The organism is Halomonas sp. MMSF_3323 (genome assembly GCF_030733595.1).
Taxonomy (GTDB): Bacteria; Pseudomonadota; Gammaproteobacteria; order Pseudomonadales; family Halomonadaceae; genus Halomonas; species Halomonas litopenaei.
This window is the reverse complement of sequence record NZ_JASHIT010000030.1, coordinates 26255-45137: the sequence shown is the minus strand read 5'-3', so window position 1 is coordinate 45137 and position 18883 is coordinate 26255. Positions and strand designations below refer to the sequence as shown.

The 18883-nt window shown below is 65.1% G+C and carries 18 protein-coding genes; 5 read left to right on the top strand and 13 right to left on the bottom strand.

Annotated features, from left to right (window positions below):
* Window positions 1-139 precede the first annotated feature (139 nt).
* Window positions 140-1054 (bottom strand): mechanosensitive ion channel family protein, encoded by a 915-nt coding sequence (locus RBB39_RS15405; protein ID WP_108449236.1) that lies wholly within the window; start codon window positions 1052-1054, stop codon window positions 140-142.
* 266 nt (window positions 1055-1320) lie between these two features.
* Here RBB39_RS15405 and RBB39_RS15400 point away from each other — a divergent pair, with 266 nt between their 5' ends.
* Genes RBB39_RS15400 through RBB39_RS15390 form a run of 3 tightly spaced genes read left to right on the top strand, consistent with a single transcriptional unit; the run spans window position 1321 to window position 4721 of the window.
* On the top strand, window positions 1321-2709 hold the full coding sequence (locus RBB39_RS15400; protein ID WP_045993637.1) for a YfcC family protein: 1389 nt from the start codon (window positions 1321-1323) through the stop codon (window positions 2707-2709).
* Between the two features lie 8 nt (window positions 2710-2717).
* Window positions 2718-3419 carry a DUF1028 domain-containing protein gene (locus RBB39_RS15395; protein WP_045993636.1) on the top strand — a complete coding sequence of 234 codons (702 nt, stop codon included), beginning with the start codon at window positions 2718-2720 and terminating at the stop codon, window positions 3417-3419.
* A 51-nt stretch (window positions 3420-3470) separates the two neighbouring features.
* A complete protein-coding gene (locus RBB39_RS15390) occupies window positions 3471-4721 on the top strand; it encodes an allantoate amidohydrolase (protein ID WP_052704424.1) in 1251 nt (416 codons plus the stop codon).
* A 48-nt stretch (window positions 4722-4769) separates the two neighbouring features.
* On the opposite strand, the gene RBB39_RS15385 is transcribed toward RBB39_RS15390, so the two are convergent.
* Window positions 4770-5519, bottom strand: a complete 750-nt coding sequence (locus RBB39_RS15385) for a FadR/GntR family transcriptional regulator (RefSeq protein ID WP_045993683.1) — start codon at window positions 5517-5519, stop codon at window positions 4770-4772.
* A gap of 299 nt (window positions 5520-5818) precedes the next feature.
* Between RBB39_RS15385 and RBB39_RS15380 the strand changes: the two genes are divergently transcribed.
* On the top strand, window positions 5819-8071 hold the full coding sequence (locus tag RBB39_RS15380) for a bifunctional diguanylate cyclase/phosphodiesterase (protein ID WP_045993635.1): 2253 nt from the start codon (window positions 5819-5821) through the stop codon (window positions 8069-8071).
* 17 nt (window positions 8072-8088) lie between these two features.
* Here the strand turns inward: RBB39_RS15380 and RBB39_RS15375 are convergent, their stop codons facing one another.
* From RBB39_RS15375 to RBB39_RS15360, 4 genes are all read right to left on the bottom strand, one after another.
* Window positions 8089-8832, bottom strand: coding sequence for an SDR family oxidoreductase (locus RBB39_RS15375; protein ID WP_045993634.1), 744 nt, complete (start codon window positions 8830-8832; stop codon window positions 8089-8091).
* Between the two features lie 85 nt (window positions 8833-8917).
* Window positions 8918-9880 (bottom strand): SMP-30/gluconolactonase/LRE family protein, encoded by a 963-nt coding sequence (locus tag RBB39_RS15370; RefSeq protein ID WP_045993633.1) that lies wholly within the window; start codon window positions 9878-9880, stop codon window positions 8918-8920.
* A gap of 88 nt (window positions 9881-9968) precedes the next feature.
* The gene (gene dgoD, locus RBB39_RS15365; RefSeq protein WP_045993632.1) at window positions 9969-11117 is read right to left on the bottom strand and encodes a galactonate dehydratase; all 1149 of its coding nucleotides are present in this window, start codon (window positions 11115-11117) and stop codon (window positions 9969-9971) included.
* Window positions 11118-11186: 69 nt separating this feature from the next.
* On the bottom strand, window positions 11187-12002 hold the full coding sequence (locus RBB39_RS15360) for a FadR/GntR family transcriptional regulator (RefSeq protein ID WP_045993631.1): 816 nt from the start codon (window positions 12000-12002) through the stop codon (window positions 11187-11189).
* Between the two features lie 283 nt (window positions 12003-12285).
* Here RBB39_RS15360 and RBB39_RS15355 point away from each other — a divergent pair, with 283 nt between their 5' ends.
* Window positions 12286-13266 carry an Rpn family recombination-promoting nuclease/putative transposase gene (locus RBB39_RS15355; protein WP_045993630.1) on the top strand — a complete coding sequence of 327 codons (981 nt, stop codon included), beginning with the start codon at window positions 12286-12288 and terminating at the stop codon, window positions 13264-13266.
* Between the two features lie 71 nt (window positions 13267-13337).
* Here RBB39_RS15355 and RBB39_RS15350 read toward each other — a convergent pair whose 3' ends face one another.
* From RBB39_RS15350 to RBB39_RS15320, 7 genes are read right to left on the bottom strand one after another with little or no spacing between them, the layout of a single operon-like run.
* The gene (locus RBB39_RS15350) at window positions 13338-14165 is read right to left on the bottom strand and encodes a 4'-phosphopantetheinyl transferase family protein (protein WP_052704423.1); all 828 of its coding nucleotides are present in this window, start codon (window positions 14163-14165) and stop codon (window positions 13338-13340) included.
* Window positions 14146-14586 (bottom strand): hypothetical protein, encoded by a 441-nt coding sequence (locus RBB39_RS15345; RefSeq protein WP_045993629.1) that lies wholly within the window; start codon window positions 14584-14586, stop codon window positions 14146-14148. The genes RBB39_RS15350 and RBB39_RS15345 overlap by 20 nt, the downstream gene beginning before the upstream one ends.
* Before the next feature lie 53 nt (window positions 14587-14639).
* Window positions 14640-15899, bottom strand: a complete 1260-nt coding sequence (locus RBB39_RS15340) for a beta-ketoacyl-ACP synthase (protein WP_045993628.1) — start codon at window positions 15897-15899, stop codon at window positions 14640-14642.
* Entirely contained in the window at window positions 15899-16624 is a 726-nt protein-coding gene (gene fabG / locus RBB39_RS15335) for a 3-oxoacyl-ACP reductase FabG (RefSeq protein ID WP_045993627.1), read from the bottom strand. Before fabG ends, RBB39_RS15340 begins: the two co-directional genes overlap by 1 nt.
* Complete coding sequence (locus RBB39_RS15330; protein WP_045993626.1) at window positions 16621-17118, bottom strand: hypothetical protein; 498 nt, start codon at window positions 17116-17118, stop codon at window positions 16621-16623. Before RBB39_RS15330 ends, fabG begins: the two co-directional genes overlap by 4 nt.
* 32 nt (window positions 17119-17150) lie before the next feature.
* Complete coding sequence (locus RBB39_RS15325) at window positions 17151-18359, bottom strand: beta-ketoacyl-ACP synthase (RefSeq protein WP_045993625.1); 1209 nt, start codon at window positions 18357-18359, stop codon at window positions 17151-17153.
* Window positions 18344-18883, bottom strand: a complete 540-nt coding sequence (locus RBB39_RS15320) for a DUF3261 domain-containing protein (RefSeq protein WP_071211134.1) — start codon at window positions 18881-18883, stop codon at window positions 18344-18346. Before RBB39_RS15320 ends, RBB39_RS15325 begins: the two co-directional genes overlap by 16 nt.

Here is an 18883-nt window from a genome sequence, read left to right as displayed (position 1 = left end):
CAGCGTGATGCCGGTGTGCAGTTGAGGGAGACTGGTTCGATAAGCTGCGTCCTTCCGACTTGAATCCTACCCATTTTCTCCCTTGGTCTAGATAGGCGATCACGTAGTTTCTAGTACGAACCGCGTAAATAGTGCTGGTTCATAAGTCTGGTGGGCGACCTGCTTCCGAAGGATGGAAGCGTTCGGCCTCTGCCTGGTCCTTGAACACCAGGGTGCGGTAAGGGAAGGGAATCTCGATATTGGCCTCATCGAGCGCGCGCTTGATGGATGCCACCACCTGATCGCGGGAAGCGCGGATGTCGACGGGGCGGGACCCGGTCCACCAGGCCACCTCGAAGTCGATGGAACTGGCGCCGAAGGCCTTGGCGAAGACCTGCACCGCACGCACGTCGCTGCGCACCGAGTCCACCTCGGCGACCGCGCCCTGGATGATCTCGCGAGCCTGGTCCACGTCCTCGTCGTAGGCGACGCCAACGATGATGGAGGTGCGCCGGATATCGCGGTTGGTGCGAACGATGACCGGCTGCTGGAACAGCAGGGCGTTGGGCACCACGATCATCTGGCCGTCGGTGCGGCGGATACGGCTGTCGCGCACCGTGATCTGCTCTACCTGTCCTTCCACGTCGTTGGCCTCAAGGGCGATGTGGTCGCCGATCTGGAAGGGTTCTCGCCACAGGATCAAGAGGCCGGCGAGGAAGTTCTCGAACACGTCCTTGAAGGCGAAGCCGATGGCGATGGAACCGAGGCCCAGGGTGGTCAGGGCCTTGCCGGGGGTGACGGTGGGGAAGATCAGGGTGATGGTGATCAGAAGTCCCCCGAGCCAAAGACAGAGCCCCGTCAGCATGGTCAGGACGTCGCGAAGATTGCGTCGAAGCTTGGCCTTGTCGGCCACCCGAGCCACCAGGGCGCGGCCGAATCTCGCCACCAGCCAGGTCACCAGGATCAGCAGCAGGCCGGCGGCCAGTCGTGGGCCAGCAGAGCCAATGTCTGACAGGTAGGCCTGAACCTCTCCCAGCAGCAGCGACACGAAGGGTAGTTGTTCCAGTTCTTCCATCGCATCCTCCCGGGCCATGTTCAGGCGGTGGGCGCACTATCCTGCGCCCTTGTTGCTGAGCATAGCGGGGCGCCAGGCAAATCGCGCGTCACCTGCCAACGCTGGCAGTCCGGATACCGCGTCGGTTCCGACTTGACCCTCTATTTATCATGATAAATACTTTTGTTCATCTGGAGGTGGCCGCGATACGCTCGCGGCGTCACTCCATCGCCAGGCCTTCTTCGACAAACGATCCAGAACGGTTCTTCCACAACAAGGACAACTCCATGAGTGCCCACGACCAGACGCTGAAAGAGCGCAAGAAGTGGTATCGCACGGTGCCAGACCCGATGGTGCTGATCTTCCTGATCCTGCTCGCCACCTATGCGCTGACCTTCATCATTCCCGCCGGCGAGTTCGAGCGGGTCATGCAGGATGGACGCACCCGCGTAGTGCCGGACTCCTTTCATTATCTGAGCGACGTGGCGGCGATCTCGCCTTTCGACATCTTCGTGGCAATTCCCAAGGGCTTGAACGCGGCCTCGCTGTACCTGTTCATCGTGTTCATCGCCGGCGGGCTGTTCCATATCCTTCAACGCACCGGCGCCCTGGAGAACGCCATCGGGGTGGCGGTCAATCGCGTCGGCGTCGAACGGCGTAACGTCATCATCACCGCCGGCACCTTCATCTACGGCTTCTTCGGTGTGGCCGTCGGCTTCGAGAACAATATTGCGCTGGTGCCCATTGCGGTGCTGATCGCCAGCGCGGTGGGCTGCTCCAGCCTGGTGGGCACCACCATGGCGGTGGGTGGCATCGGCGTGGGCTTTGCACTGTCGCCGATCAACCCCTATACCGTGGGCGTGGCCCAGGGCATCGCCGAGCTACCGACCTTTTCCGGCGCCTGGCTGCGTGCCTTGCTGGTGCTGACCTCATTGGGCCTGTTGTCCTGGTATATCTGTCGATTCGTCACCCGCATGGACTTCGAGGAGCCCAACGACGCCAAGGCCATGAGCAAGTCGCTGGACGAGTACCACATGAGCAAGCGCGACAAGCTCACGCTGGTGGTGTTCGTCGGTGGCCTCGCCGCCATGCTGGTGGGGGTCTTTACCCAGGGCTGGTACATCAATGAGATTGCCGGCATGTTCCTGCTGATCGCCATCGTGATCGGCATCGTCAACGGCCTGTCGGCCAACGAGATCGTCAAGCAGATGATGGAAGGGGCATCCGGCGTGACGGCGGGCGCCCTGGTCATCGGCCTGGCCGCCTCGATCCAGGTGATCCTCAAGGACGCCCAGATCATCGACACCATCGTCTACGCCTTGAGCGGTCTGATTCAGGACATCCCGGGGGCGCTGTCGGCGATCATGGCCAGCGTCGTCCAGGGGGTGATCAATCTGTTTGTGCCATCCGGCTCTGGCCAGGCGCTGGTGACCATGCCGATCCTGGTGCCGGTGGCCGACCTGGTCGGCATGAGCCGCCAGCTGATGATCACCGCCTTCCAGGTGGGTGACGGCCTGACCAACCTGATCGTGCCGACCTCCGGTGGCACCCTGGCGATGCTGGCGCTGGGCCGGGTGTCCTACGAGAAGTGGCTGAAGGCTATCCTGCCCTTCATGGCGCTGGTCTACCTGCTGTCCTGGGGTGGTCTGGTGATCGGCCATATGGTCGGCTACTAGGTCGCGCCATGACACTGTCGCTGCTGCATGTTCATCCGGCTACCGGCACGGTAGCCGCCCTCACCGCCACCGGAGGTGTGGCGGTGGGCGGCTACGTTCACCATGTGTGGCGTGGCGTCGGCGCCTGCGCGACCCAGGGGCGGGTTACCCACCCCTGGTATCCCGACGGTGTCCGCCGGGCGCTGGAACGGGGGGAGGATGCCCGCGGTGCGCTTGCCCGGCAGGTCGACGCCGACAAGGGCACCTCGTTGCGTCAGTGCCTGGTGATGGATGTCCAGGGGCGCTCAGCGCTGCATAGCGGTGCCGACAACCTCGCCACCGTCGCTTCCTGTTGCTACCCCGGCGTGGCCACGGCGGGCAATCTGCTGGCCAGCGCCAAGGTGGTCGAGGCCCTGGCTCATGCCTTTGTCGACACCTGTTGTACCAACGCCGACGCCGTGCGCCAGGGCGCAACGCCCGAGTACCGCGACGACTATGAGGCGACGCTGCTCGAGGGACTGATCGACGCCCTGGAGGTCGCCCTGGCAGAGGGGGGCGACGTCAGAGGCACGCGCTCCGCCGCTCTGCGTATCGAGTCGTTCACCCAGGCCCCCCTCGATCTGCGTGTCGATTGGTGTGAGGGCGATATCGCGGACGAGTTGCGCGCCCTGGCCAGGCGTGTGCGCGCGCCTGCCTTTGCCGACTTTCTGGCGTCCCTGCCGCGTCGCTGACGCCATTCCTTCGTTATTCCGGTGCCTCAAGGCACCCGATCTGGAGATATCATGACCGCTGACCACGAGACCATGACGCTCGGCGCACAACTGCTCGAGCGCCTCGACGAGGCTGCGTGTTTCTCGGAGTCTGGCGCCGGCGTGACCCGGCTGTTCTGCTCGGAGCAACACCGCCAGGTACTCGAACTTATCGCCGATTGGATGCGCCGGGCCGGACTTGAGCCCGAACTGGATGCCTCCGGGAATCTGGTTGGGCGATGCGACAAGGCGCGCGCCGGCGCGCGCACGCTGATCATGGGGTCACACCAGGACACCGTGGTCGAAGGTGGCAAGTATGACGGCATGCTCGGCGTAGCGCTGCCGCTGCTGGCGCTGGAGCGATTGAAGAAGGATGGGATCGAGCTCGACTACGGCGTCGAAGTGGTGGCCTTCGGTGATGAGGAGGGGACCCGTTTTCAGTCGACGCTGATCGGCAGTCGTGCCCTGGCCGGTACCTTCGATCCTGCCAGTCTGGAGGCCAGGGATGCCGATGGCATCAGCGTGGGCGAGGCGCTTCGGGCCTTTGGTGGTGATCCTGAGCAAATTCCGTCATTGGCCCGAGATCCTGACTCGGTGCTGGGCTTCGTCGAGGTCCACATCGAACAGGGGCCGGTGCTGGAACGGCGCGATCACGCTCTCGGCGTGGTGACCTCCTTGACCGGGATCGAGCGTCACCGGCTGACGGTTGCCGGCAAGGCAGGCCACGCCGGCACCACGCCGATGCCGGGCCGTCGCGATGCGCTGGTGGGGGCTGCCGAGATGATCGCCGAGGTCGACCGCATCCTTAACGCCACCGAGGATTTTGTCGGGGTGGTGGGTAAGCTGGAGGTACGCCCCAACGCGGTCAACGTGATTCCTGCCGAGGTGGTGTTCACCCTCGAGCTGCGCTCTCCCCACGCCGAGGTTCGGCGTCGTGGTCGCGAGGACATTCTGGCCGCCTGCCGACAATTGGCACAGGCGCGCGAGTTGTCACTGACGGTGGAGACGACCTATGAGGCCGAGGCGGTGGCCTGCGCGGACTGGCTGATCGAGGCCTTGGGGGATGCCTGCCAACGGTGCGATGAGCCGGCTGATCTGCTGTTCAGCGGCGCCGGTCATGACGGTCTGGCGATGTGCGACCTGACCGGTATCGGCATGTTGTTCGTGCGTTGTACCGATGGCCTGAGTCACCATCCGGACGAAGCCATCACCGCGGCCGACGGTGAGGCGGCCACTCGTGTACTGATGCAATTTCTCAAGGACCTGACTCCGAAAGCGCAATAGGCGTCGTCGAGGTGGGCAAGGCACTCGCACCTCCGCCTCTGAGGGTCGTTAACCTTCGTTGAGAAACCCGCGCCGCACCTGTGCTTCGTTGTCGTGCATCACCGCCTGGGCTTCCAGCAGATGCTCGCGCATCAGGGTGCGGGCGCGTTCTCCGTCGCCGGCCTCGATGGCGTCGAGCAGCCAGGCGTGATACTGGCAGCCGGCGGGACCGATATGATGGTCGCCGGGCTCGTACAGCCGCCGATAGACGGTAAGGTCGGACAGCACCTGGGCGGTGAAGCGGATGATGAAGGACAGCAAGGGGTTGCCGCCGGAAAGCTGCGCCAGTTGTTCATGGAAGTCCAGCGAGTCGATGTGCTGCTGGCGCTCGGCGTCCAGGTCACAGGCGGGCTCGGCGTAGCTCGCAAGTGACTGGCGCAGCCTGGCGATCTCTGAAACCTCGACCTGCCCCGCCAGCGAGGCTACCAGCTCCGGTTCCAGCGCCAGGCGGATCTGGTAGATGTCGCGGATCGAGATGTCCTTGAAGTACAGATAGTGGCTGAGCAGCGAGATGGCGCGGGATTCGCTCATTTCCCGGATAAACACGCCGCCGCCGGGGCCGGTACGCGTCTCGACCAGCCCCTGGGCTTCCAGCACCCGGGTGCTTTCACGAACGGTGCCCTTGGAGGCGCCGAGGATCTCCATCAACTCCGCCTCACCGGGCAGGCGATCACCCGGTGACAGCTCGCGTTCGACGATCCAGCCCTTGATGGTCTCTGCCAATTGATAGGGTCGTCTGCGAGGTGTCGATCCGGTCATGTTGGTCTCTCGTCGGTCATGAAACCACAGCATATCAGAGCCTATGACGGACTGGCCGCCACCTCGTCGGTCAGGGTTGCCGCGACTGCGCGGGGCTGGACGGCAAAGATTTTGTGAATATTAGTTACATTTAGTAACAGTATGGCTATTCTAGAAGGCCAGGGTGAAGCCTGTCCCTGAAGTGGCCTAAGCCGGCCAGACCGCAGTGCCTGTGAGGGGGTTACGGGTGACTTTTCTGCCACTCTGTGTGCAGCGTTTGTGTGGTGGTGGCGCCATCGACAATCCGTGGAGGCCTTTCGATGTCCTTTCGTGCTCGGCTACTGCTGGTGATGCTGGTCCTGACCATCGGGATACAGCTGGTCGTGTCATGGGCGGTACTCAGTGCGGTTAAATCCACCGCCTTGGAGGAGGGCGAGAAGGAACTGAGAGTAGCTTCCAGTGTGGCAGTCGCCCTGCTCGATGGCTGGGGCCAACAATTGCTGCATAGTGTGAGCCTGCTGGTGGAAGATCCACGTTTCCGCGAAGCCGTTGACTCGCTCGACAGGGCGGCGAGGGGAAACGTTCTGGGTGAGTACGCGCAGCGCATGGGCGCCGATATGGCGAGCCTGCTCGATGAGAAGGGTCGTGTGCTGGTGTCGAGCCATCACGAAGCTCTGGGGACAGGAGCTTTCCGCGACCCCAGGGAACAGACGAGACACAATGATGGGGCCGTTACCCTTGGCATTCATGATGGCGAGGCCTTTCAACTTGTGTTGTATCCGGTCCAGGGAAAGACGTCGGCGGGGTGGCTGATCATGGGGTTTCGCCTCGACGAGGACATGGCAACGGCGCTGTCGGCGCTGATTCGCAGCGACACCCATTTCGAGGTGCAGGTGGGTGAAGGTGAGGACGTAGGCCTTGTGGGGAGCGAGGGTCTGCGCCGAGCCTTGACGCTGTTCGAGGATGCAGAGGGGCGTATCCAGCTCGTGGTAGAGCGTTCCTACGAGACTCTGTTGGCCGACTATCAGGCAATAAAGCGCCAGCTAGCGATCATCCTGGCGATCAGCCTGGCGCTGATGCTGGTGGCCGCTATCCTGATCGCTCGGAGCGTGAGTCTGCCGCTGTTGCGCCTGGTGGGGGCGGCCAAGAGTGTGGGGCGTGGGGAACCTCTGGATCTCGATCGACTTCCCCGCAAGGGAGAATTTGGTCTGCTGTCCTCGACCATGCTGAAGATGCAGAACGACCTGGTGCGCCGGGAAGCCGACATTCGCAAGCGCTCACGCCAGGACCAGTTGACCGGGCTAGGCAATCGCCAATGCGCCAACGAGGATATCGAGGCTGCCATCGCCACCGGGCGTCCCTTTACCCTGCTGCGGCTGACCATCAACCATATGCGCCGGATCAACGACACCTTCGGCCATGACTTCGGTGATCAGGTACTGAGTACGCTGGCCGGACGCCTGGCGGATCTGCCGGCACCCAAGGCAGGGGCTTACCGTCTCAGTGGCGACGAATTCCTGCTGCTGCTGTCAGTGTCTCACCTCGACCCGCTGTGGCTTGAGGATACGCATCGTCGACTGACCCGGGCGATCCGTCTGGATGGGTCGCCGGTGACACTCGATTGCGCCATGGGCGAGGCGCGCTATCCGGAGCATGGCGGCGAGGCCAACCTGCTGCTGCGGCGGGCCGAGATCGCACTGGATCGAGCACGTCAGCTACGCCAGTCCTATCAGTGTTACCTGCACGGCCAGGACGAACGCCATCTGCGCCATCTGTCTCTGGTGCGCGATCTCCAGCACGCCGCCAGCAACGGTGAGTTCTCGCTGCGTTATCAACCCCAGGTGTCGGCCCTGACCGGCCGGGCCCTCGGCATGGAGGCACTACTGCGGTGGGACCACCCCAGGCTCGGACGCATCCCGACGGATGAATTCATCGCCCTTGCCGAGCGCTCGGGGCTGATCCACCAATTGACCCAGTGGGTCATCGACACCGGCTGCCAGCAGCTGGCCAGGTGGAGCGAGGTGGGGCTCAATGTGCGCCTCGGGGTGAATATCTCGGCCATGGACCTGCAGCAGCCAGGGTTGATCAAGCGGGTCGAGCGGGCGCTGGACCGCCATGGCCTGCGCGGCGAGTGTCTGTGCATCGAGCTCACCGAGAGCGCGCTGATGGAATCGCCGGAGATGGGGGCGCGCAAGCTGCAGTCATTGCGCGCCATGGGGGTGGAGCTGGCCATCGATGACTATGGAACAGGCTATTCGTCGCTGGCCCAGCTCAAGCGCATGCCGGTCCAGGAGCTGAAGATCGACAAGTCTTTCGTCATGCAGCTGGTGAAGGGGTCCGAGGACGACGTCATCGTGTCCTCCACGATCGAGCTTGCTCACCATCTGGGGCTCAGCGTGGTCGCCGAGGGGGTGGAAGACCAGACGGTGGCGGACCACCTGGCGGAGCAAGGCTGCCATATGCTGCAGGGCTTCCTGATTTCACGACCAATGACCGCCGAGGCCGCCACCGAGTGGCTGCGCAGTCGCGTCGGGGACGGCATCCGCGACGCCGCCAACGAAGAACTGCGCTGAGCCTTGACGACGCTGCTTCAGGCGAAGCCGCCATTGGCGCGGATGACCTGGCCATTGATCCACTCGGCCTCGGGGCTTAGCAGGAAGGCGATCACCGCGGCGATGTCACGCGGTTGGCCCAGTCGCTCCAGTGGTGGCATATGGGTGAACCTTTCGATCTGTTCCTCGGTCTTGCCCGAGCGGAACAGTTCGGTATCCACCGGTCCCGGCGCTACCGCGTTGACGGTGATCCGCCTGCCGCGCAACTCGCCGGCAAACACTCGGGTCAGCGACTCCACTGCAGCCTTGGTGGCGTTGTAGAGCCCGTAGCCAGGCAGATTCAGCGCCAGCGCGCTGCTCGACAGGTTGACGATTCGGCCGCCATCTTCCAGGCGCGAGGCGGCTTCCCTCAGGGTGTTGAAGGTGCCGCGCGTGTTGGTCTCGAAGTGCGTGTCGTAGTCGTCGTCCGCCGCCTCGGCGATGGGCACCGCCTTGAGCACGCCGGCATTGTTCACCAGCGCATCGACGCGACCGAAGCGCTGCATGGCAGTGTCGAAAAGCTGCGCCACTTCGTCGGTGCGTGAGATGTCTGCCTGAACGGCCAGCGCCGCGCCGCCCTGGGCCAGGATCTCCTCGACCAGGCCGTCGGCGACCTCGCGGTGATGGGCGTAGTTGACGATCACTGCATAGCCATCGTTGGCCAGACGCCGACTGATGTCGGCCCCGATACCGCGTGAGCCACCGGTGATGATGGCGACCTTGGGAGAGTCGGATTCGCTCATGCTTCAGGCCTCTGGGGGTGCGTCGTAAACCTGGGGGCGCCGCCGCCGATGGACAAGCCGAAAGCGGCGGCATGTGAGCAGCGATTCAGCGCAGTGCGATCGGTGGATCATCGAGCCCACGTACGCCGGGAAGCGCTTCGCTCAGGTCGAACAGGAAGGTAGCGCCGTCCTGGCGGCCTTCCTTGTGTTCTCGCTGTCCTTCGGTGGCGGTGGTGATCAGCAGGGTGGTCAGCTCACGCCCGCCGAAGGCCGGGCAGGAGGGCTGGTCGGCGTTGACCCTGACATGACCGACCTCCTCGCCATCCGGCGTCAGCCGGGCAACCCGCCCTGACCCCCATAGCGCCAGCCACATGTAGCCATCGGCATCGATCACTGCGCCGTCCGGGTTTCCCGGGTCGTCGTTGAAGTCCGCCCAGGGTTCGGGCTCGGCCAATTGTTCGGGCCTTGCCGCCACCCCGTCCTGAAGGAAGGCGCCGCCATCCTGGCGCAACGGGAAGCCCTCGGCGTCGAGCGCCCAGCGCATGACCACCCCGGTGGCGGTGTCGGTGAAGTAGCCAAGGCGACCATCCGGTGAAAAGCACAGGGCATTGGGGATGGTGATGTCTTGCTTCAGGCAGAAGATCTCGCCGCGGTACAGGCGATAGAGGCTGCCGGCTGCGGCTTCGGCGGCCTTGCCCATGGTCGAGAACCACAGCCCGCCGTGGCGATCGATGCGCGCATCGTTGCTGCGCGTCACCGGGTTGGCAGCCTCGACCTCGCGCCAGGGTGACACGCCGCCGTGGGCGTGGTCGCGTTCCTTGAGGCCGTGTTCGGTGACCAGCAGATCATCACCGCTGGTCAAGGGGGCGGCGAAGGACACCAGCTCGTCCAGCGCCTGGGACCGATGATCGCCGTCTTCGAGGCGGTAGCGATGGAAGCGGCGCCCGAGGATATCGAGCCAGCGAAACTCGCCACGCCGGGCGTCCCAGCTGGGGCCCTCGCCGAGTTCGCAGGGTGCCTCGACGATGGCGCGAGCCTCGCCAAGGCAGGGGGATGCGGAACGGGACATGACGTCTCCTCGAACTTGGCGGATGGCACCTTGGAGCGCGCATCCACCAGGACTGTTGTCATTGTTCGGCAACGCGATCAGCCGTCGCTCACCACTCGGCGACGGAGCCGTCATCGTGTTGCCATACCGGGTTGCGCCAGCGGTGTCCGACCTTGGCGCGTTCCTCGACGAACGCCTCGTTGATCTCGACGCCCAGGCCTGGCCCCTCGGGAATGGCACAGAAGCCGTCCTCGATCGCCAGCGCGTTCTTGTCGACCAGATAGTCGAGCACGTCGTTGTCCTTGTTGTAGTGGATGCCCATGCTCTGTTCCTGGATAAAGGCATTGTGACATACCGCATCCAGCTGCAGCGACGCCGCCAGGGTCAGCGGGCCCAGCGGGCAGTGGGGCGCCAGGGCCACGTCGTAGGCCGAGGCCAGGGTGGCGATCTTCAAGCCTTCACTGATGCCGCCGCAGTGAGACAGGTCCGGCTGGACGATATCGACCATGTTGTCGGCGAGCAGGTCACGGAAGGCGAAACGGGTGTGCAGGCGTTCGCCGGTGGCGATCGGGGTGGCCAGATCCTGGGCGATGGTCTTGAGCACCGGCAGGTGCTCGGGTGCCACCGGCTCCTCGATGAACATCAGGTGATAGGGCTCGAGCTCGCGCATCAGCGTCTTGGCCATGGGCCGATGGACACGGCCGTGGAAGTCCACCGCGATGCCCACGTCGGGACCGACGGCGTCGCGAGCCTCGGCGACGCGGGCGACCGCCTCGTCGATCTTGCGATGGCTGTCGACGATCTGCATCTCCGGCGTACCGTTCATCTTGAAGGCGGTAAATCCCTGATCGGTCAGTGCCTTGGCGCCGGCACCCACGTCGGCGGGACGATCGCCGCCGGTCCAGGCGTACATGCGCATGCGATCACGCACCTTGCCGCCCAGCAGTTGGTGCACCGGGACGCCGAGTTCGCGGCCCTTGAGGTCCCACAGCGCCTGGTCGATGCCGGCGATGGCGGACATCAGAATCGGGCCGCCGCGATAGAAGCCGGCCCGGTACATGACGTTCCACAGGTGCTCGATATTGCGCGGATCCTGGCCGATCAGGTAGTCCGACAGCTCGTGCACTGCGGCTTCCACGGTGGCGGCCCGGCCCTCGATGACCGGCTCGCCCCAGCCGTAGACGCCCTCGTCGGTCTCGATCTTCAGAAAGCACCAGCGTGGCGGAACCTGCCAGGTCTTGAGTCGGGTGATCTTCATGGTCGATGCCTCTTGTGGGGGCCTGCTTGGCCCGATGTCGATGGGGTTGGGTGAAGCGAGCGGACGGGCTTAAAGGTGTCGCGACGCCGGTGTCGTGATGCCACTGGCCGGGAGTGTCTTGTCCAGGTCACGTGCGGTGCGCTCGAGCAGCAGTTCCGTGGCGCGGCGGGCCTGCTCTGGCTGCCTCAGGCGAATCGCCTCGAGTAGCTGGCGGTGGCGCTCCAGGCTGTCGCTGAGTCCACGCGCATGGCCGCCTGCTGCGTCGTCCGTGGGGCCGTCGGAGGAACTCCCGGCATGGCGCTGCGAGCGCTGGATCAGGGCCACGATGGAGGGCCTCAACAGCAGCCCCATCTGGCGCCAGACCAGGTTGTGGCTGGCGCGATAGATGGCGTCGTGAAAGGCCACATCGTGTTCGGCGTGGGCCAGTCGTTGCGAGGGCGCATCGGCGGTCTCCCGCATGCCGTCGAAGGCGCGTTCGATGCGTGCCAGGTCTTCTCCGGAGGCGTTAAGCGCCGCCAGCTCGCCGATATAGGGCTCCGCTGCCAGGCGAAAGGCGAACACCGCCTCGACCAGTTGCGGGTGGGGCGCGTCCAGGCTGGCCATCCAGCCGCTCATCTGCGGATCCAGCAGATGCCAGTCGACGATATCGCGCACCACGGTGCCGCGACCGGCGGTGCGCTCGATCAGGCCCGCCGCGCTGAGTTCGCCCAGGGCGTTACGCACCCGATTGCGGCTGGCCTCGAAGTGCTGGCACAGATCCAGCTCCCGAGGAAACAGATCCCCCGGCTGCCAGTGTCCCGACAGAATCGCCCGTGCCAGTACCTCGGCCAGCGCCGCGGCACCGCGACCCTCGGCGGGCCTCGGGAGTGAAGCGAGAGCGTCCATCCAGGCCTCCATAATGTTCGACGTTACTATAGTTAATGTCTGACATTTTAGGCAAGGCAGGAATGCCTCGAATGGGGTAGACCTTGGTGGAAGGCACGGTGCTGAACGCGTGCGCTTGTTAGCTCGCCGATTAGTGGCTGCCTGATTCTCGGCAGCCGCCGTCATTCTGCCCCATGCAACTCACATGCTGGCCTTGTCTGTGCTGAAGCTTACGTGTGGGCTCGAGAAGAGTGTGATTAGCCGCCACGCTGCGATGCAGGATGTATTGACGGACCAGCCTGCCATGCGTGATAGACATGATCAGAGCTACAAGCTGCTGTTCAGTGAGCCCAGGGTGATACGTGACCTCTTGACCGGGTTCGTCGAAGGCGAGTGGGTCGAGCGGCTGGACCTGGACAGCCTGGAGAAGGTCAGCGGCAGTTTCGTGACGGATGATCTTCGCGACCGCGAAGGTGACGTGATCTGGCGGGTGCGTTCTGGTGATGACTGGCTGTACCTTTATCTGTTGATCGAGTTTCAGAGCAGCGTCGATCCCTTCATGGCGCTGCGCATCATGACCTACGTGGGTCTGCTGTATCAGGACCTGGTGAAGCAGAGAAAGTTGGCCAGCGAGCGCAGGTTGCCGCCGGTGCTGCCCATCGTCCTCTACAATGGAGAAAGACGCTGGAGTGCCGCGAAGGAGCTGTCCGAACTGATTCATCCCGCAGCGACGGAGCTGGCTCGCTACCAACCCTCGCAGTCCTATCTACTGCTGGATGAAGGTGCGATCGTCGCCGACGAGCGCTGGCCTACGGACACCCGCAACCTGGTTGCCGCCATCTTTCGGCTGGAGTATCACCATAGCCAACAGGACGTGATCGACACCATCGGCCAGTTGGTGGAGTGGTTGAAATCACCCGGGCAGGCTCGGCTGCGGCGCCACTTCGCGACATGGATCAAGCGCGTCCTGCTGCCCAACTGGGTGCCGGGCGGGAAGAGCGACCACGAGCAGTGGCAGGCGCTCAATGACCTTGAGGAGGTACACACCATGCTGTCGGAACGTGCCAAACGATGGCCCGAACAGTGGAAGCAGAAGGGACTCGAGGAAGGACGACGGCTAGGGCGAGAGATAGGTCTAGAGGAAGGACGCGAGGAAGGACGCGAGGAAGGGCGCCTGGAAACCGCGCGTAACCTGCTTGCGCGCACCGCCATGGATGACCGCGAAATCGCAGAAATCTGTGGACTCGAGCTTGAGCAGGTGGCGGAGCTGAGAAGACAAGCATGAGGCAGGACAGCAGTGAATAAGGCCCACCTCCTGCTTTCCAGATGGCCCCATCCGGCGCCGATGACGCTCTCTCAATCGAATGTCTGTGGAAGCCCCGTCCAGTCCGGGAACTCCAATCCACCCAAGCGCATCTCGATGCTCAGCCCGAGTTCACGGGCGCACAGGCTCAGGGTGAGGCGGTCATCCTGCGCCTGCCAGGCGTAGAGGGGATCGCCCGACTGCTGACGATTTGAATGACTATTCGTATGGCTATTCGAATGGCTGATCATGTCGGTCAGGTCAGGCGCCATCAATGAGCCGATGCGGGTGGCAAGGACGTGGTCCGGGGGCTGGCCTTCGAGACAGCCGAGTTTGTAGCGGGCCTCGTACAGGGTCCAGGCGCGGTAGAAGGCTGCCAGGGCATCCGGCGCCCGCTGGATGGCCCGGCGTACGCTGGCTTCGGGCAGCGTCGCGATCAGGCCATCGAGGCGGCTTCGGTGACGCTGTCGCTGTCGCCGGTCGGGACATTCGATATCCAGCCCTACCGGCACCTCGGCGAGCCCAGCGACGACCAGGCTGCCGCTGTGGCTGAGGCACGCGGTCCAGGGCGAGGGTAGCCCGGGGTGGCGAGGCGGCCCGGCACCGCGAGGGGACCAGCCCGCCACCGGGCAGTCAAAGCCGAGTCCGGCGGCGAGTCGGCTGAGCCGTTCACGACCCAGGTGCGAGGCAGCCTCGCCGCGAATGCCTGCTTGAATGCGTCGCGGCTGTCGCCCGTTGTCGTGTCCTTGGCGTGCTTGCTGCGACCCAATTCCTTGTTGTCTCCCCCGTGCCGCACCCTGATCGGACGTGCCGCTGGCCGGCAGTTCGGCGATGGCCAGCAGCAGGCATGGGAGACGAGCCTCAGCGCAGGGTGACGACATCGCCCTTCAGCGCGACACCGGCCATCAAGGCGCCGGCGTGGCACTCGTACTCGCTGGTCGAGGCGCGTGCGTTCCTGTCGTAGAAGCTCTCGATGTTGACCACGGCGTTGCCGCCCTGCTGGCGGGCACTATCCTGGAGCGCGATCAGCGCCGACAGCATGACCCAGCGACAGGCCTCTTCGTCGGTCTTGTTGAAGGCGTTGGTCTTGCGGCTGGTGACCACCTCACCGAAGTCCTGGCTGACGTTGCCGCCGGCATCGGCAAACACCAGGCGGATGTTCGGGTCAAGCTTCTCCTGGGCGGCCGGAGTGGCCAGGGCTTCCTGGATCGGCAGGAAGTAGGGGGTGTCCCTGGCTTGGGCACTGGTGGCTGCGCCAAGGCCTGCGACCAGTAGCGTCAGTGCGAGGATTCCCTTTCTCATGGTGTCGTTTCCTTTCTTTTTGGTGGGAGGCCTGGTGGCCCCTTGGGCTTCAGCTACGGCCAGCGGCGGAAGATCAAGGAGGTGTTGATGCCGCCGAAGGCAAAGTTGTTGCTCATCACGTACTCGCAGTCGATGCGTCGGCCCTCGCCGCGCAGGTAGTCGAGCTCGGCGCAGGCCGGGTCGGGATGGTCGAGATTGAGGGTGGGGTGAAACCAGCCCTCGCGCATCATCTCGATGGCGACCCAGGCCTCGAGGGCACCGCAGGCCCCCAGGGTGTGGCCGGTGAAGCTCTTGAAGGCGCTGACCGGCTGGCGCTCGCCGAATACTGCCCGGGTTGCCTGGCTCTCGGCGATGTCGCCACGATCGGTGGCGGTGCCGTGGGCGCTGACGTAGCCGATCTGGGCGGGGCTGACGCCGGCATCGTCGAGGGACTGGCGAATCGCGCGCTCCATCATGGCGGCGTCGGGCTGGGTGACGTGGCGGCCATCGCTGTTGGTGCCGAAGCCGACCAGTTCGGCGTAGATGCGGGCGCCGCGCGCCTGGGCATGCTCCAGGTCCTCGAGGATCAGGCTACCGGCGCCTTCACCGATCACCAGACCGTCTCGGTTGCGGTCGAATGGGCGCGGCGTTGCCTCGGGGGTGTCGTTGCGGGTGCTGGTGGCGAACAGGGTATCGAAGACCGCCGCCTCCGAGGCGGACAGTTCCTCGCAGCCGCCGGCGATCATCGCCTTCTGACGGCCGAAGCGGATCGCTTCGTAGGCGTAGCCGATGCCCTGGCTGCCTGAGGTGCAGGCGCTTGAGGTGGTGTGAATCCGTCCCCGTAGGCCGAGAAAGACGCCGATATTGACCGGCGCGGTGTGGGCCATCATGCGGATGTAGGAATTGGCGTTGAGGCCGTCGGTGGACTTGTTGATCAGCATGTTGCCGAAGTCGGCCACGGCGTCGGGTTCGCCGGCGGAGGCCCCGTAGGCGATGCCCATCTCGCCGCTGCCCAGCAGGTCGCTGTCGAGCAGCCCGGCATCCTCGAGCGCCAGCTCGCTGGCGCGGGTGGCCATGCGCGCGCCGCGCCCCATGCTGCGCAGGGCCTTGCGATGGTAGTGGGCGGGCAGGCTGAAGTCTTCCACCGGGGCGCCGAGGCGAGTGTTTAGCCCATCGTAGACGTCCCACTCGGGAAGGTGGCGAATTCCACTTTCACCGCGCTGCAGTCGGGTCTTGATCGTGTCCCAGTCGTTGCCGACGGGAGAAAAGCCGGCCATGCCGGTGACCACCACGCGGCGGCCAAGTCCATCGGCTCGATGTCCATTGTGATGCATCAGCAGAGGCCTCCATTGACGGCGATGACCTGGCGGGTGATATAGCCTGCGTCCTCGGAGCACAGGAAGCTGACGGTGGCGGCCACCTCCTCGGCGCGACCGCTGCGGCGCATCGGAATCGCCTTCAGCGCTTCCTCGCTGGCCAGACCCTCGGTCATGTCGGTGTCGATCAGTCCCGGGGCCACCGCGTTGACGGTGATCCGGCGCTTGGCCAGCTCCACCGCCAGGGCCTTCACCGCGCCGATCAGGCCGGCCTTGGCGGCGCTGTAGTTGACCTGGCCGCGGTTGCCCATGATCCCCGACACCGACGACATGACCACGATGCGGCCTGGCCTGCGGCGTCGCACCATGGGCATGGTGATCGGCTTGACCACGTTGTAGAAACCGTTGAGGCCGGTATCGATGACGCTGTCCCAGTCGTCATCGGTGAGCGCAGGGAAGGCGCCGTCGGCGGTGATGCCGGCGTTGCAGACCACCCCGTGGTAGGCGCCGTGGACCTCCATGTCGGCCTCGAGAGCGGCTCTGGCGGCGTCTCTGTCGGTGACGTCGAAGCAGAGCACGCGGGCGTCACGGCCCAGGGCGCGAACTTCGTCGGCCACCTGTTCGGCGGCGTCACGGCGGCTGCGGCAGTGGACCACGATATCGAAGCCATCGCGGGCGAGCCTGAGGGCGATGGCGCGGCCAATGCCCCGACTGGAGCCGGTGACGAGCAGGGTATCGGTCATGGCGCTGAATCCTCGAGCATGGCCGACAGGGTCTCGGCACTGTCGGGTTGAAAGACGTTGAGGGTGGCGTGGGCCAGGCGCCGCTCCTTTGCGTCGCGCAATTCACCGCGGAAGGCGCCGAGTCCATTGTCGGCGCGGTAGTCGAGTTCGACCTTGACCTCGACAGGGGAATCGAAGACGAAATGCTCGACGTCGCAGTGATAGTGCCGTGAGCCCAGCAGAAAACCGATCCGGGGTTCGCCTCCGGCCTCGCGGGCGGCCCGCCCGGACCAGGCAGCGATGGCCTGGGCCAGCCACTCCAGGCCGACCCAGCCGGGAATGCCGTGGTCATTGGCAAAGGGGTCCTGCCGGTCGGGCGTGATACGGGCGATCAGATGTTCCTCACCGATCTCCAGCACGCTGTCGAGCAGGCACATGGCGCCGGAGTGGGGCACCAGGTCGGCGATAGGGGGCAGCGCGTCTGCACTGCCGGAAGAAGAGGCATCAGTGGACATAAGGGGGGCTGTCACGGGAGTCGGGGGTGTCGTCATGGCGCGCGCTCCATCACCAGGGCGATATTGTTCCCACCAAAGGCGAAGGCGTTGGTCAGGCTACGTCGCACCTCGGTGGCTGGCGTCGTATCAGATCCGCACAGCGAAAGCGCGGGCAGTTGCGGGTCTGCTGCGTGCAGATGTGGCGGCCGCCGGTTGTGGTGCATGGCCAGCCAGCAGAAGGCTGCCTCCAGCGCGCCGCAGGCGCCCAGGGTGTGGCCGGTGAGGCTCTTGGTCGAGCCACAGGCCACGCCATCGGGGAAGGCTTGAGCGACCGCCCGGGACTCCATGCTGTCGTTCTGTCGGGTGGCGGTGCCGTGGAGATTCAGATAGTCGATCTGATCCGGACCGAGGCCGGCCATCTCTAGAGCGGCGCGCATGGCCTCCAGAGCGCCCATGCCGTCGGGGCGAGGGGCGGAGATATGGTGGGCGTCGCTGGTCTCGCCGCAGCCGCTGAGCTGAACGCCGCCGGGTTCGGCGGTGACCAGGAACAGTGCGGCGCCTTCGCCCAGATTGATGCCGTCGCGATCCTCGGCGAAGGGGCGACAGGGCTCGTCGCTGACCGCCTCGAGGGCGGCAAAGCCGTTCACCGTAAGACCGCACAGGCTGTCGGCGCCACCGGCGATGACGGCGTCACACAGCCCCGCCTTGAGCATCCGCCTGGCGCTGGCCAGGGCCTTGGCGCTGGAGGTGCAGGCGGTCGACAGGGTATAGGCGGTGATCAGACGGATATCCGGCCGCTCGGCGGCCAGGCGCCAGGCCAGAAAGTCGGACGCTGCGCCGATCTCGTGGCGGCAGTAGTGGAAGGGCTCTGGCCACTGGCCGCTGGCGGCACGATGGGCCACTGCCGCCTCGGTCTCGCCGATACCGGAGGTGCTGGTGCCCAGCACGACGCCCAGGCGTGCCCCGGGATGGCTGGCAAGGTAGTCATCAAGGGTCGGCCGCAGACGCGCGAAAGCGGCGTCCAGCAGGCGATTGTTGCGCGAACGATGGCGCGCCGGCCAGTCACCGTCGTCGGGCAACGGCGTGGTCACGGTGCCCAGCCACAGCGGCCTGCCGGGGGTGTATTTATCGCTACGCACCAGGCCGTGCTGGCCGTCGAACAGCCGCGCGGCGATGGTCGAGAGGTCATCCCCCAGGGGGCAGACCAGTGCCGGCGCATGCAGTCGGCAGGGTGTCTGCGCAGGTGTCACGTCGAGGGGCATGGTGAATCGGTCACTGCGTTATGGTTGGTGGTGGTCGTGCTGACGCTGCTGTTCGGGCTTTTGTTCTCGCGGGCATCCGGGGAGGGCGCGAGGGTCGCCACGCTGAGCCGGTAGTCAGCCTCGATATCATGAATCACGTGGCAGGTCGGCGTCATCTCGAGTCGCACCGCCAGGCGGCCCTGATGATAGATGCGGCGCTCGTGGTCGCGCTGCTCGAGCGACCAGTCACTGCCGGCGAAGGCCTCTCGCAGGCGTGCTTCGGGCCACAGGCTGAAACTCAGGCGGCTGGCCAGCCAGTCGGCGCTGAAAGGCGGCTCGAAGGCGGCGCCCGGAGCGAAGCGCGCGCCCTCGTCATCCTGCACCAGGGTCAGCAGTCGCTGGCCCTGAGGGCTTATCAGCGCCAACTGAAGCTGCTGGTGGTCATGACGCAGCACGCCGAGCAGCACGCGGCGCTCGCCCTGGTGCTCGAAGGTCAGCCGCTGGGTCTGGGCGCTGATGGGCGCTAGCGTGTGCAGTGCCGGCAT